11 protein-coding genes are annotated in these 14,491 nt (G+C 73.1%); 7 read left to right on the top strand and 4 right to left on the bottom strand.

The features are described 5' to 3' along the window. Nucleotides 1-35: 35 nt before the first annotated feature. From ACWD11_RS03900 to ACWD11_RS03890, 3 genes are all read left to right on the top strand, one after another. Complete coding sequence (locus tag ACWD11_RS03900; RefSeq protein WP_389415569.1) at nucleotides 36-758, top strand: response regulator transcription factor; 723 nt, start codon at nucleotides 36-38, stop codon at nucleotides 756-758. Next, nucleotides 759-2,171 (top strand): ATP-binding protein, encoded by a 1,413-nt coding sequence (locus ACWD11_RS03895; protein ID WP_451281080.1) that lies wholly within the window; start codon nucleotides 759-761, stop codon nucleotides 2,169-2,171. It abuts the gene before it with no gap. A gap of 104 nt (nucleotides 2,172-2,275) precedes the next feature. Further along, entirely contained in the window at nucleotides 2,276-3,538 is a 1,263-nt protein-coding gene (locus ACWD11_RS03890; RefSeq protein WP_451281078.1) for an ArgE/DapE family deacylase, read from the top strand. 42 nt (nucleotides 3,539-3,580) lie between these two features. Here ACWD11_RS03890 and ACWD11_RS03885 read toward each other — a convergent pair whose 3' ends face one another. Next, complete coding sequence (locus tag ACWD11_RS03885; protein WP_451281076.1) at nucleotides 3,581-5,146, bottom strand: carbohydrate-binding protein; 1,566 nt, start codon at nucleotides 5,144-5,146, stop codon at nucleotides 3,581-3,583. 216 nt (nucleotides 5,147-5,362) lie between these two features. Here ACWD11_RS03885 and ACWD11_RS03880 point away from each other — a divergent pair, with 216 nt between their 5' ends. Both ACWD11_RS03880 and ACWD11_RS03875 read left to right on the top strand, forming a co-directional pair. Further along, nucleotides 5,363-6,073 (top strand): hypothetical protein, encoded by a 711-nt coding sequence (locus tag ACWD11_RS03880; protein WP_389415565.1) that lies wholly within the window; start codon nucleotides 5,363-5,365, stop codon nucleotides 6,071-6,073. Nucleotides 6,074-6,320: 247 nt separating this feature from the next. Beyond that, complete coding sequence (locus ACWD11_RS03875; protein ID WP_451281150.1) at nucleotides 6,321-6,848, top strand: sigma-70 family RNA polymerase sigma factor; 528 nt, start codon at nucleotides 6,321-6,323, stop codon at nucleotides 6,846-6,848. A 40-nt stretch (nucleotides 6,849-6,888) separates the two neighbouring features. Here ACWD11_RS03875 and ACWD11_RS03870 read toward each other — a convergent pair whose 3' ends face one another. Continuing rightward, nucleotides 6,889-7,728, bottom strand: a complete 840-nt coding sequence (locus tag ACWD11_RS03870; protein ID WP_451281074.1) for a YhjD/YihY/BrkB family envelope integrity protein — start codon at nucleotides 7,726-7,728, stop codon at nucleotides 6,889-6,891. A 368-nt stretch (nucleotides 7,729-8,096) separates the two neighbouring features. Further along, nucleotides 8,097-9,827, bottom strand: coding sequence for a DUF2254 family protein (locus ACWD11_RS03865; RefSeq protein ID WP_451281072.1), 1,731 nt, complete (start codon nucleotides 9,825-9,827; stop codon nucleotides 8,097-8,099). A 178-nt stretch (nucleotides 9,828-10,005) separates the two neighbouring features. Here ACWD11_RS03865 and ACWD11_RS03860 point away from each other — a divergent pair, with 178 nt between their 5' ends. After that, nucleotides 10,006-11,892 (top strand): alkyl/aryl-sulfatase, encoded by a 1,887-nt coding sequence (locus tag ACWD11_RS03860; RefSeq protein ID WP_451281070.1) that lies wholly within the window; start codon nucleotides 10,006-10,008, stop codon nucleotides 11,890-11,892. A gap of 16 nt (nucleotides 11,893-11,908) precedes the next feature. Here the strand turns inward: ACWD11_RS03860 and ACWD11_RS03855 are convergent, their stop codons facing one another. Further along, nucleotides 11,909-12,406: a hypothetical protein gene (locus ACWD11_RS03855; protein WP_451281068.1), complete on the bottom strand. Its 498-nt coding sequence runs from the start codon at nucleotides 12,404-12,406 to the stop codon at nucleotides 11,909-11,911. A 227-nt stretch (nucleotides 12,407-12,633) separates the two neighbouring features. Here ACWD11_RS03855 and ACWD11_RS03850 point away from each other — a divergent pair, with 227 nt between their 5' ends. Beyond that, entirely contained in the window at nucleotides 12,634-14,484 is a 1,851-nt protein-coding gene (locus tag ACWD11_RS03850) for a glycoside hydrolase family 15 protein (RefSeq protein ID WP_451281066.1), read from the top strand. Nucleotides 14,485-14,491 lie beyond the last annotated feature (7 nt).

Genomic DNA, 14,491 nt, shown 5'->3' with positions numbered 1-14,491 from the left:
ACCGTAGGACGGGCCGGGTTGGCACACTGAACACCGTGCCTCAGACCGTGCTCCTCGCCGAAGACGACCGCGCCATCCGGCATGCCCTGGAGCGTGCCCTGACCCTGGAGGGCTACCGGGTCATCGCGGTCGCCGACGGCGTGGAGGCGCTGGCGCAGGCCCACACCGCACCGCCGGACGTGCTCGTCCTCGACGTGATGATGCCCGGCATCGACGGCCTCCAGGTCTGCCGGGTCCTGCGCGCCGAGGGCGACCGCACGCCGATCCTGATGCTGACGGCGCTGGTGGAGACCCAGGACCGGATCGCGGGCCTGGACGCGGGCGCCGACGACTACGTGGTCAAGCCCTTCGACGTCGAGGAGGTCTTCGCCCGCCTGCGGGCGCTGCTGCGCCGCACCGGACAGGCCGAGCCCCCGTCCGTCGCCGACGTACCGAAGCAGCCGGAGCCCGAGCCCGAGCGGGGTGTGGAGGCGGCCGGGCTGCGCATGGACCTCCAGGCGCGCCGGGCCTGGCGCGGCGGGCGCGAGCTGGAACTCACCCGCACCGAGTTCGAGCTGCTGGAACTGCTGGTGCGCAACGCCGGGATCGTCCTCGACCACGCCACCATCTACGACCGCATCTGGGGCTACGACTTCGGCCCCGGCTCCAAGAACCTCGCCGTCTACGTCGGCTATCTGCGCCGCAAGCTCGACGAGCCCGGCGCCCCGCCGCTGATCCACACGGTGCGCGGGGTGGGTTACGTGCTCCGGGAGAACTGAGTGGCCCGCTTCGGCCGGCTGCTGCGGCGCCCGCGGCCCCGGCTGGTCTCCCTGCGCACCACCTTCGCGGTGTCCTTCGCCGCCGTCACCGCCGGGGTCACCGTCCTGGTCGGCATCCTGTCCTACAGCGCCGCCGCCCGGCTGGTGCGGGTGGATCAGCAGTCCGTGTTCGACGAGGTCGTGCAGGACGTGCGCAGCGAGGTCCGCAACCGGCGGATGCAACCCGTCGACTTCTCCTCCACCGCCCCCGGCCACGACCTGGTCCGCCCCGCCCGCACGGACGTGCAGGTCCTCGGCGCGGACGGCTCCGTCTACGACCCCGGCCGCCCCGGCCTGCCCGTCACCGACGCCGACCGGCGGATCGCCGCCCAGCAGGTCTCCGGGCGCACGGTCGTGCACGCAGACGTCGATGTCGGCGACGACGTCTACCGCGTCGCCACCGTCTCGTTCGGGGGCGGACGGGGAGCGGTGCAGATCGCGCAGGAGTTCAGCAACACCGAGGATCTGCTGCGCGCGCTCCAGCAGCGGACCCTGATCCTCATGTCGGCGGTCGTGGTCGCGGCCGGGCTGTTCGGGTGGTGGCTGGCCCGGCGCATCACCCGCCGGCTGATCGTCCTCACCTCCGCCGCGGAGGACGTGGCGCGGACCCGGCGGCTCGGCATCCAGGTGCCGGTCACCGGATACGACGAGGTGGGGCGTCTGGGGCGGGCCTTCGACCGCATGCTGGGACGGCTCGCCCAGTCCGAGGAGGACCAGCGGCGGCTGGTGCAGGACGCGGGGCACGAGCTGCGCACCCCGCTGACATCCCTGCGTACCAACATCTCGCTGCTGCGCCGTATCGAGGAGTTCCCGCCGCAGACCCGGGACGAGCTGGTCGCCGACCTCGCCCAGGAGGCGCTCGAACTGACCGACCTGGTCAATGAGCTGGTGGACCTGGCGGCCGGGCAGTCCGACTCGGAGCCGCCGCAACGGGTGGACCTCGCCGATGTCGCGGAGGACGTGGCGGGGCTCGCCCGGCGCCGCACCGGGCGGCGGATCGTGGTGCGGGCCAGTGGCGATACGACGACGGACGGGCGGCCGGGGATGCTGCAGCGGGCCGTGTCCAACCTGGTGGAGAACGCGGCGAAGTTCGACCGGGGCGGGACGGCGCCGATCGAGATCAACGTGGCGGGGCCCGCGGTGCACGGGACTGTCCGGGTGGAGGTGCTGGACCGGGGGCCCGGGATCACCGACGACGACCTTCGGCATGTGTTCGACCGGTTCTACCGGGCCGCGGATGCGCGGTCCCTGCCGGGGTCGGGGCTGGGGTTGTCGATCGTGCGGGAGGTTGCCTTCGCGCACGGGGGTGCGACGTTCGCTGCGCGGCGGGCGGGGGGTGGGTCTGTTATCGGGTTCACGGTGGGGGGTGGTTGAGTTGCGTGGTTGGGCGCGGGCCGGTGGGGGCTGGTCGCGCTCACGCGGCGGAGCCGCATATGGACACTGTCCCGCGCCCCTGCGGAGCCCTAGCATCCGGCGTTATGTTGAGCCGTGAAGAGGCGCTTGCGCTGGACGCCATCGATGACGCCGACATCGCCCGTACGCTGCTGGAGCTCATAGCCATCCCCAGCGTCACCGGCACTCCCGCCGAATCCGAGATCCAGCATCACCTCGCCCGTCGCCTCGAACTCATCGGGTTGGACGTCGACTTGTGGTCCATGGATCTCGACGCCCTGCGCTCACACCCCGCCTTCCCCGGCTCCGAGGCCCCCCGCGACGAGGCCTGGGGTCTGGTCGGGACGACGGCCGGTGGGGACGGGCCGACCCTCGTCCTGCAGGGCCACGTCGATGTCGTACCCCCAGGAGACCCTGCCACCTGGCCCGGCGACCCCTTCGTCCCCCGGGTCACCGGAGATCTCGTGCACGGCCGCGGCGCCTGCGACATGAAGGCGGGACTGACCGCGCACCTCGCCGCGCTCGCCGCGATACGGGCGGCCGGGATCAGGCTGCGCGGGCGGGTCGCCGTGCACTTCGTCGTGGGGGAGGAGGACGGCGGGATCGGCGCCTTCGGGACCCTGGAACGCGGCTACCGCGGTGACGCCTGTGTCATCGCCGAGCCCACCGCGGGGAGCGTCATCACCGCCAACGCCGGTGCGCTGACCTTCCGCCTCGCGGTACCCGGCAAGTCGGCGCACGGCAGCTCGCGCGAGCAGGGCGTGAGCGCGATCGACGCCTATCTGCCGCTGCACCGGGCGCTGGCCCGCCTGGAGGCCGAGCGGAACAGGGACCCCGCGCCGCTGATGGCGGAATACCCGATCCCGTACGGCCTCTCCGTCGGCACCCTGCGCGCCGGTGACTGGGCGAGCAGCGTGCCCGATCTGCTGGTGGCCGAGGGACGGCTCGGGGTGCGGCTGGGGGAGGAACCGGCCGATGCGCGCGCGGAGTTCGAGCGGTGTGTGGCGCGGGCGTGTGCGGAGGATCCCTGGCTACGGGAGAATCCGGCTCAAGTGAGCTGGCCCGGCGGGCAGTTCGCGAGCGGGGCGCTGCCGGACGGGCATCCGCTGGCGGAGCTGGTGCGGGACGCCCGGTCCGACGCCGTCGGCGACGGCAGGCCGCGGGTGCGCGGGGCGACGTACGGCAGTGATCTGCGCCTGTACGCCGGGGCCGGTATCCCCACGCTCCAGTTCGGGCCCGGTGACATCCAGGTCGCCCACAGTGCGCGGGAGCATGTCTCGGTGCGCGAAGTCGTGGCGGCGGCACGGACGTTGGTGCCGGTGATCCTGCGGACCGTGGGGACGAGGTGAGCACCGGCGCCCGCGAGCGGGCCGGACGCCGGTGCCGTGGGGTTACGGGGTGACCGCGGTGCCGCCGAACGTCACCACCAGGCGGCCGTCCGGGGCGAAGGACCAGCCGAGGGCGCCGTCGTAGGAGGAGCAGCGGGAGCCGTTCGTACCGGACCAGAACTGGTTGGTGGCGTCGGAGTTGCCGATGATCCGGTCGTTCGTGCCGCTGCTGAAGCGGCAGGAGGTGTTGTTGCGGAACACCGAAGTGCCCGCGTCGAAGTTGAAGTTGCGCTCGGTGTTGTCGACGCTGACGTTGTCGGAGATCGTCATCGTGCCCGGGTTGCTGTTGTAGGTGAACCCGTGCTTGCCGTTGTCGACGGCGAAGCTGCGCCGCACGATGTGGTTGACGGGCACGTTCTCGCCGCCGAGCTTGTAGCCGTTGCGGTCGCCGGCGCCGGCCTGGGAGCCGTCGCTGAGGGTGCCGTTCTCGTAGGCGAGGGAGTCCTCGACGGTCACCGGGCCGATGGGGTCCTGGTCGGCGTAGGTGTACAGGTCCCAGCCGTCGTCGATGTTGTGGTGGGCGACGGCGTGGCGGAAGACGTTGCCAGTGCCCGTGGTGAGCTTCGCGGCGAAGCCGTCGGCGTCCTCGCCGTCCGAGTCGGCGTTGTCGTGCGACTCGGCGCTCAGGATGAGGTTGTTGGACGGCCACTGGGCGGTCGGCGTGGTGGAGGTCATCCGGCCGAGCTGGAGTCCGGTGTCGCGGTTGAAGCGGGTCACCGTGCGCTCGATGACGTTGTTGCTGCCGCCGACGAAGATGCCGTTGTCCCCGGCCCGTTCGACGATCAGGCCCTTGATGTGCCAGTACGAGGCGTTGAGCTGGAGCCCGCGGTTGGCCGAACTCTCGGTCTGTGCGGAGAAGTTGAGCACCGGGGTCTCGCCCGGGTAGGCGGCCAGGGTGGTGCGGGCACCGGCGGTGCCGTTCTGGCCCGCCGGGACGGTGACCGTCGAGGGCTGGCGGTACGTCCCTCCGCGCAGGTAGATCGTGCCGCCCGCGGAGATCCGGCTGATCGCCGAGGTGAGGGTGGTCGGGGCCGACTGGGTGCCGGCCGCGCTGTCGGTGCCGTTCGGGGCGGCGTAGAGCGTGGCGCCGGTCGGCGGCGGGGTGTCGCCGGTGACGACGTCCAGGTGGTCGAGGTTGGGCAGGCCGGTCGCGGTGGTCGGGCTGAGGCGGACGGTGTTGCTGCCCGCGGCGAGCGGGACGGTCAGCGTCTTGGTGGTCCAGGCCGACCAGGTGCCGGTGCCCTCGAAGGACGGGGTCTGCACGGTGGTGCCGTTGACGATCAGGTTCGCCGGGCGGGGGGTGGTGGTGCCGTTGGCGAAGCGGACGTTCAGGGTGGCGGTGCCGGCGGTGGCCGCGTTCACGGTGAACTGGACGTACGCGCCGGTGGCGTTGGTGCCGTTGCAGAAGCCGCTGCCGGAGTACCCGGGCCAGTCGGAGTCGATGGTGCCGGTGCAGACGGCGGCCTCGGCCTCGTACCGGGTGGTCGCGGCCTGTGCCGGGTTGCCGGACAGCGCGACCAGCGCACCGGCGAGCAGTGCGGCGCACGCGAGGGCGGGTCTCAAGTGCATCGGGTGCCTCCAGGCTCTTGGGGGCAAGCGCTTTCTCCCCGGAAGCTTGGGAGTTGTGTTGTGTGCGCGTCAATATCCGGGTACTTGATTCTTATTCACGGACATGAACACCGGAACGCCGTGGTGTGGGTCACAGGCTCGGGATTGAGTGCGGGGCGGGGGCGGACGTCGTACCCACGCCTGACGGGACGTGCCCGGATGCGAGGATGAGGCGCTGTGACAGCAGGGTGGGGTACGCGCACGACACGGGCCGCGGTGTTCGCGGCCGTGTGCGTGCTGCTCGCCGCCCTGGGGCACGTCCTGATGTCCGGCAGCCATGTGCCCGCGTGGACGCTGGCGGCCGGGGTGGCCGGCGCCGGGGCCGTGGGGTGGTGCCTGGCGGGCCGCGAGCGTGGGCTGCCGCTGGTCGTGACGGTCGTGGTGGCCGCGCAGACGGGGCTGCACTCGGTGTTCTCCTGGGCGCAGTCGGCGTCTGGCGGGTTGGGTGCGTCCGGTGCGTCTGGCGGGTCTGGTGCGTCCGGCGGGTCCGGTTCGTCCGGCGCGTCCGGTGCGGATATGGGTGCGGGGCACGTGCACTCCATGGGTGCCATGGATATGGGGCACATGCATCACGGGAGTTCGATGACGGCCGCGGTGCCGTCGCCGGCGGAGGTGTCTCCGTCGGTGGGGATGCTCGCCGCCCATCTGCTCGCCGCCCTGCTGTGCGGGTTGTGGCTGGCGTACGGCGAGAAGGCCGCGTTCCGCATCCTGCGGGCGGTGGCCGGATGGCTGGCCGCGCCGCTGCGGCTGCTGCTCGCCCTGCCCGCCCCCGCCGACCTCACCCCGCGCCCACGCCTCGACCGGGGCCGCGCGGACCGCGTACCGCGCCTTCTCCTCGTCCACGCGATCACCTCTCGGGGTCCGCCTGTGGGGCCCGCTGTCGCCTGACGACAGCCGGCGCTTACGGCCCTGTGGCCGTACCCCCACATCCCTCACCGGGTCCCTGACCGCCACGCCTGCCCGCACCGCACGCCGCGGTCCGGACTCGGGACGACCCGAAGGACAACAGGTGATCGCTCCTGCCTTGCCGGAAACGGCGCCGTGCGCGTGGAAACCGGTGGCAACCGTCCCGCACGCCCCGAACCCCCTTCCGTACCACCCCGCACCCCCCAGATCCGCCGCCCTCGACGATGCGATAACCGGGTGGGCGCTTGCCGCGCGTGCCGGGGATTCCGTTGCCGTCGAGCGGTTCGTGGGGGCGCTGCAGCGGGATGTGCTGCGGTATGTCGCTCATCTCGGGGCTGATCCCCAGGCTGTGGACGACCTCGCGCAGGACACGTTCCTGCGGGCGCTCGGCAGTCTGCACCGCTTCGAGGGGCGTTCCTCGGCCCGGTCCTGGCTGCTGGCCATCGCCCGGCGCGCGGTGATCGACAGTTATCGTCGTGCGGCCGCGCGGCCCCGCCTGTGCGACGTAGCGGACTGGCGGCTGGCCGTGGAGAACGCTCAGCCGCGAGGCGTGCCCGGGTTCGACGACGGGGTCGTCCTGCGCGATCTGCTGGCCGCGCTGCCCGTCGAGCGCCGGGAGGCGTTCGTGCTCACCCAGCTGCTCGGTCGGCCGTACGAGGAGGCCGCCGCGGTGAGCGACTGCCCGGTCGGGACCGTGCGTTCACGGGTGGCGCGGGCGCGGGCGGCGCTGCTGGAGGCCGTGCGTCAGGCGGCGTGAGCCGGGGGAGGGGTGCCGGGTCTCCGGCACCCCGTTCCCGTCATGACGGTGGCCGGTCCCTCCTCACGTACCGGTTCAGCGGGGGCTCCTCCGCCAGTACCGCTCCGATGGTGACCGAGAAGGTGGCCGCGGCGCAGACCACGATCAGCCAGGAGAGGAGGGTGAGGACCAGACCGAGGGAGCCGTACTCCGCGAGGCTGCGGTCGAGCGCGTTGGGGACGTAGAGGCGGGCCGTCAGGGCCAGGGCGGTGGTGGAGGCCGCGGTGAGGATCGCGCCGGGCAGCAGCGGCAGCCAGTCGACGCGGCCCGCCAGCAGCAGGCGCTGCGTCCACAGCCACACGCCCGTGCTCGCCAGGAACAGCAGCGGGACGCCCAGCCACAGGCCGACGCCGAAGCCGCTGCGGATGGGGCCCTGCAACAGGACGAACAGCACCAGTGCGAGGAGCCACACCACCCAGCGCCAGGCCGCGATCCGGGTGCTCGCCCTCGGCAACTGCCAGGCGCGTTCGCAGACGCGGGCCATGACCCGGCTGAAGCTGGTGGCGGAGACCAGCGCGACGAGCAGTCCGACGACACCGCCGGTCTCGCGGGCGGTCTCGTCTACGGAGCCGCCGAGGACCTGATCCAGTTCCAGTTCGGCCCGGCCGTTGAGCCCGAACATCGCGCGCAGCGACTCCCCGAGTTGCTCGCGGACGCCGGTCGGGGTGAAGGCGGCGACGGCGAACAGCAGCGGTACGGAGGCCAGGAACGCCTGGGCGGCGAGCCTGGTCCCCGCGTCCAGGAGGTTCGCGGACAGCAGCCGGTTGGTGACCTCGGTCAGGACGGGAAAGCGCTCCTCGGCACGGTCGCGCAGACGCTGGATCCGCACCGTCCACGTCATACCGCCTCCCACGGCCGCACCACTCGCCCCCAGTCAAGGCCGTCCGCCTCGGGGCGGCGAGCGGGGGTGGCCCGTCGGGGGCAGGGGGTGTTCTCGGGGGTGGGGCGTTGGGACGCTGGGGCGGGGTGTCGGGGCCGCTGGGGGTTCAGGTTCGCCTCAAGGTGTTGCGGTCAATCGGCCCTGGGCAAGGCCGTCCGCCTCGGGGCAGGGAGCGGGGGTGGTCCGACGGGGCAGGGGGTGTCCTCGGGTGGACTATCGAGGCCCCCGAGGGGCCGGCGGGATGGTGGTTCGGTTCGGCTCGGGGTGTTGTGGTCAGCCGCTCCCCGCGAGGCCCGCCCCCGGACGGCGGCCGGGTCGGCCCGATGGTGTCAGCGGGGGTCCTCGTCGGACGGGGCGCCGAGGCCCTGGGAGTCCGGGCGGGACGCCACCCGGTTCAGCAGGGGGTCGGGCAGGGCGGTCGCGGTCAGCCGTTCCAGTGCTGCCCGGCGCTCGTCGAGCGGCTGCGCCCGGTCCTCGGGTGCCTCGGCGCGCACCCGGTCGAGCAGGGCCCGCAGCCGCCGTACGACCTGCGGGTTGGCGCAGCCGTAGAGAAGGGTCTCGTCCAGGGCGAGGGAGACGAAGTCGGCCCACTGCGGTGCGGGGCAGCGGACACGGGGCCGGCCGGCCCGGTCGAGCAGCCAGGCGGGTCCCAGCGGGCGGCGGGCCAGCCGCAGCAGGCCCTCCTCGATCTGGTCCAGCGCCTGGACGGCCGTGGTCGGGTCGTTGACGGCCGGGGACAACGAGCGGATCGCGATGTCGGCGAGCAGGCGGAAGCCGTACCCCACGTCCTGTTCCACGGTACGGGTGGGGCCGTAGCGCACACAGGAGGCGGCCCGCCGGGCCAGGCGGGCGGGGACGGGACCACGGCCGTCGAGCCGTCCGACCACGACCCCGGATCCGACGAAGTCACCGACCGCCTGCCGCAGCTGGACCTGGACGTCATGGCGGGCCGCGAGCCGGGTCAGGCGCGGTTCGTCGACGGCGAAGACGACGGCCGGGGGCCCGTGATGGACGAGCGGGATGCCGCGGGGCTCCCCGGGACTCCCTGACGCCCCGGACACGGCGGAGTACGCCGAGCTGGGATCCCGGGCCGGTTCTGGACGCCACGTGGGCTCCGCCTCGGACGTCTCGGCGGAGTGCGTCGAGCCGGATTCCCCAGCGGCCTCGGGGTGCCTCTTGGGCTCCGGCCCGGTTACGTCTGCGGAGTGCGTCGAGCCGGATTCCCCAGCGGCCTCGGGGTGCCTCTTGGGCTCCGGCCCAGTTGCCCCCGTATCCCGCGCCCAGCCGGAATCCCCACCAGCCTCCGAATGCCCCCCGGGCCCCGCCCCAGTTGCCCCCGTATCCCGAGCCAAGCGCGAACCCCCAGCCCGCCCCGAACCCCCAGCCCGCCCCGAACCCCCAGCCCGCCCCGAGCCCCCAGCCCGCCCAGAGCCCCCCGCCTGCTCCGAACCCCCAGCCCCCTCCCACCTCCCTGCCCCCTCCCACCTCCCTGCCCCCTCCACCGGAAACACCTCCTCGATAACCGTCCGCAGCCGCTCCCCCACCGCTCGGGCCAGGCCGCCCCCGGTGACGGCGTGGCGGAGTGAGGCGAGCAGGCGCAGGACCGTGACGGAGTCGATCAGGACGAGGCCGATCGCGAGCGTCACACTCACCCGGGGCACGCTGTCACCCCGGATCTGGCTCAGGGTCACCAGCGCGTACAGGGCCGTCCCGATCAGCAGACCGAACAGGACCAGGTACCGGCTGAAGTGCCCCAGCGCCGACACCAGCCGCGGCGACATGGCCTGCACGGTCTGCACGACGAGCGTGATGGCCGTGACCACGAACCCGGCGAGGGTGATCATCCCCCCGGCGATCGCGGCGAGCGTGGCCTGCGCCGTGGAGGCGTCGAAGCTCAGCCCGGCCTCGGGCAGATGCCGTTCCCACCGCGGCAACGCCCAGCCCAGCAGCGCCCCCGCGGCGACCAGCACGAGCGCGGCGCCGTTGCTGCGGGCGCGCCGGGCACGCTGACTGCCGCTGCCGCGGTGCGGCGGCCGGGCGCGTACGGGCTCTGTCGCCATTCACCGGTCCAGGTCCAGGGGAGAGAGGGACTTCGAGTGTCCGGCGGGGCACGGCCGGGGGCGAGTCGTCGTTCCCCTGTCCGGCCCACACCCGCTCGTGACGCCGCCGGGTCCGGGAGACGGTGGCACCAACCCCTCCGGTGAGGGAGTTCCACACGACGCTGCGAGGGAGTCCGACATGACCCGCTCCGACGGATCCAGGCCCGCCGAGCCGGGCATCGCCGCGGCCAACCGGGCGGTGCTCAGCCGGTTCCCCTTCGACGACGAGCAGGATCTGGCGGACGCGCGGCACGGGTTCATGGGCACGGCCCGGGACGGCGTCGTACGCGACACGGAAGGCCGTACCGTCTGGGACCTGGACGCCTACGGCTTCCTCGCCCAGGACTGCCCCGACACCGCCAACCCCAGCCTGTGGCGGCAGAGCAGGCTCTGCTCCGACCACGGCCTGTTCGAGGTGGTCGAAGGCATCTACCAGGTGCGCGGCTTCGACCTGTCGAACATGACCCTGGTCGAGGGCGAGCGGGGCGTCTTCGTCATCGACCCGCTGCTGTGCGCCGAGACCGCCGCCGCGGGGCTGGCCCTGTACCGGGCCCATCGCGGGGACCGGCCGGTGACGGGCGTGCTGTACACCCACAGCCACGCCGACCACTTCGGCGGCGTACGCGGTGTGGTGACGGATGACGTGCCGATCCTCGCCCCGCGGGGCTTCCTGGAGCACGCGGTCAGCGAGAACGTCTACGCCGGTACGGCCATGAGCCGCCGCGCCGCCTACATGTACGGCGCCGCCCTGCCGAAGGGCGAGCGCGGGCAGATCGGCACCGGCCTCGGACAGACCGTCTCCACCGGCACGGTCGGTCTGATCCCGCCGACCGTGGACATCACCGCCACCGGGCAGACCGAGACGGTCGACGGTGTCCGCATGGTCTTCCAGCTCACCCCCGGCACCGAGGCACCGGCCGAGCTGAACGTCCACTTCCCCGACCACGCGGCGCTGTGCATGGCCGAGAACGCCACCCACAATCTGCACAACCTGCTGACGCTCAGGGGCGCGCAGGTCCGCGACCCGAAGGAGTGGGCCCGCTACCTCACCGAGGCGATCGACCTGTTCGCCGGCTCCTCGGACGTCGCCTTCGCCTCCCACCACTGGCCGGTCTGGGGCCGCGAGCGCCTGATCGGGTTCCTGTCCGAACAGCGGGACCTGTACGCCTACCTCCACGACCAGACCCTGCGCATGCTCAACCAGGGCCTCACCGGCCCGGAGATCGCCGAGCTGATCGAGCTGCCCCCGGCCCTGGAGCGGGCCTGGCACACCCACGGCTACTACGGCTCCGTCAGCCACAACACCAAGGCCGTCTACCAGCGTTACCTCGGCTGGTTCGACGGCAACCCCGCCCACCTGTGGGAGCATCCGCCGGTCGAATCCGCCCAGCGGTACGTGGAGTTCATGGGCGGCGCCGACGAAGTCCTGCGCCGGGCCCGGGAGTCCTTCGCCGCCGGCGACTTCCGCTGGGTGGTCCAGGTCGTCAACCACGTCGTCTTCGCCGACCCCGGCCACACCGAGGCCCGCGCCCTCCAGGCCGACGCCCTCGAACAGCTCGGCTACGGCAGCGAGAGCGGCACCTGGCGCAACTTCTTCCTCATGGGCGCCCTCGAACTGCGCCACGGCTCCGTCGGTACGCCCACGGCGACCAGTTCGCCCGACCTGCTCGCGGCGCTCACCCTGGACCAGCTCTTCGACGCCCTCGCCATCCGGGTCGACGGCCCGCGCGCCTGGGACGCGGACCTCACCGTGCGCTGGAACGTGACCGACGGCGAGCCCGTCACCCAGCGCCTGCGCAACGGCGTCCTCACCCACGTGACGGGCACCGGCCCGGCCGCGGCCGCCCCGCAGGTCGAGATCACCCTCGGCGAGGCGGACCTGCGGGCCGTCCTGCTCGGCACGGTGCCGCCGGCGGACCTGGCGTCCCGGGACGGCATCACGGTCACCGGTGACGCGGGCGTACTGGCCGAACTGCTCGGCCATCTCGGGGAGCCGGACCCCGACTTCGCCGTCGTCACCCCCTAGCGGTGCTCTGCGGGGTTCAGTACCGCAGGGCCGTGCCGACCTCCGCCCGCACACTCCCGGAGAGCTTGTGGGTGCTGCGTGCCGTCGCGCTGCCGGAGGCGTTGGCGGCCACGTCGGAGAGGGTCACCACCACCATGTCGACCAGCTTGCCGTCCTGGGCGCGGAACTCGACCCGTACGGCGAAGGACTTGGGGTCGCCCGCCGTGTTCCGTGCCGTCACCTGGACCGTGGCGCGGCCGTCGCCGTCCGTGCCCGGCTTGCCCAGCGTCACCTGGTCCTTGGCCTCGACGCCCCCCTTGATGGACTCCATCGCCTGTCCGGCCTCCGCGGTGGCCGAGGCGACGGCGTCGGAACCCCGGGAGGCCAGGGAGGAGGCCGCGGAGGCCGCCCTGCTCGCGGCGCCCGAACCGACACCGTCGCCGCCGTCCGAGCAGCCGCCCACCCCGGCGGCACACACCGCCACCAGCACCGCACCTACCGCGGCCCGTCCGGCCCGTCCCACCTGTCCAACCATGACGTCTCCTGCCTGTCCGTGATCAGCCGTCACCCCAGTGAAGGGCCGCCGAACAGCCCCCGCATGCCCCGGCGACCGGGGGCGCCGGGGATTCACACCAACAGCCCCGCGGCGCGCTTCGCCCGAACGGCCCGGCCCTCGTGGCCGGCTCCCGGCGCGGCGCGGAAGGTCGAGGCGTACGGCGCCGGCCGGACCGGGCCGCCGGACAGGCACCGGAAGGGGACACCATGCGGCGCTACCCGCCCATCGCCGACCACGGGATGATCGGCGACCTCCAGACCACCGCCCTCGTCTCCTCCGACGGCGTCGTGGACTGGTTCTGCGCCCCGCGCTTCGACTCGCCGAGCCTCTTCGCGGCCCTGCTCGACCACGACCGCGGCGGACACTTCGCGATCGCCGTGGAGGGCGCGGACGTGACCACGCGCCAGCTGTACCTGGCCGACACCGCCGTGCTCATCACCCGTTTCCTCACCCCCGACGGGGTCGGCGAAGTGGTCGACTTCATGCCCGTGGACCGCCCGGAGACGGCCACCGACCGCCACCGGCTGGTCAGGGTGATGCGGGTGACCCGGGGCCGGGTCCGCTTCTCGCTCACCTGCCGTCCCCGCTTCGACTACGCCCGCGCCGAGCACCGCCTCACCCTGCGCGAGGACACCGCCCACTTCTCCGCGCCCGGCACCGAGGCCTACCTCCAGACGGCGGGACCGGTGTCCCTGCAACCGGACGGGCGGGACGTGCGCGCCTTCGTGGAACTGGAGCCGGAACACGTGGCGGCGGCGGTCCTGACGGTGTGCGCGGCCGGTGGCGAGCCGCCCCCCTCGCCCACGGCGGACAGCGTCCGCGCCGAGTTCGAGGAGACGTACGCCTTCTGGCACCGCTGGATCCGCCGCAGCCGCTACCGGGGCCGCTGGCTGGAGACGGTCAACCGGTCCGCGATCACGCTGAAGCTGCTCACCTACGCCCCCACCGGCGCCCCCGTCGCCGCCGCGACCGCGGGCCTGCCCGAGCAGCTCGGCGGCGAACGCAACTGGGACTACCGCTACACCTGGGTCCGGGACGCCTCCCTCTCCCTGCACGCCCTGCTCGGCCTGGGCTTCACCGAGGAGGCGCACGCCTTCCGGCAGTGGCTCGGCGAGCGGCTGCGCGAGGGCCGCACGGTCACCGGGGAGCCGTTGCAGATCATGTACCGGGTCGACGGCGACCCCCGGCTCGCCGAGGAGACCCTCGGCCATCTGGAGGGCTACCGCGGCTCCGCCCCGGTCCGCATCGGCAACGGCGCCGCCGACCAGCTCCAGCTCGACATCTACGGCGAGGCGGTGTACGCCCTCACCCGCACCGAGGACCTCGCCCACCACATGGGGTACGACGGCTGGCTGGGCCTGTCCGGCGTGCTCGACTGGCTGGTGGAGAACTGGGACCGCCCCGACGAGGGCATCTGGGAGACCCGGGGCGGCCGGCAGGACTTCACCTACAGCCGGCTGATGTGCTGGTCCGCCTTCGACCGCGGCATCCGTGTCGCCCGCGAGCTGGCCCGCCCCGCCGACCTGTCCGGCTGGACCGCCGCCCGGGACGCCGTCTTCCGGCAGATCATGGACCGCGGCTGGAGCGAGCGGCGCAAGGCGTTCGTCCAGCACTACGGCAGCGGCGTGCTCGACGCCTCACTGCTGCTGATGCCGTCCGTCGGCTTCATCACACCCCGCGACCCGCGCTGGCTGTCCACCCTGGACGCGATGGAGAGCGAGCTGGTCTCCGACAGCCTGGTCTACCGCTACGACCCGGCCGCCTCCCCCGACGGACTGCGCGGCAGCGAGGGCACCTTCTCGCTGTGCAGCTTCCTCTACGTCGACGCCCTCGCCCACTCCGGCCGCCTCGCCCAGGGCCGCTATGCCTTCGACAAGATGCTCACCTACGCCAACCACGTCGGCCTGTTCGCCGAGGAGATCGGCCCCACCGGCGAACAACTCGGCAACTTCCCCCAGGCCTTCACCCACCTGGCCCTGATCACAGCGGCCCTGTCCCTGGACGAACACCTGGACGACGCCCCCGAGAAACCCCGGCTCAGGACCGCCCAGAATTGACGATGTG

Source organism: Streptomyces sp. NPDC002776 (genome assembly GCF_053592195.1).
Note: the sequence above shows the minus strand (reverse complement) of the source record. Positions and strands in the feature narration are given on the sequence as shown.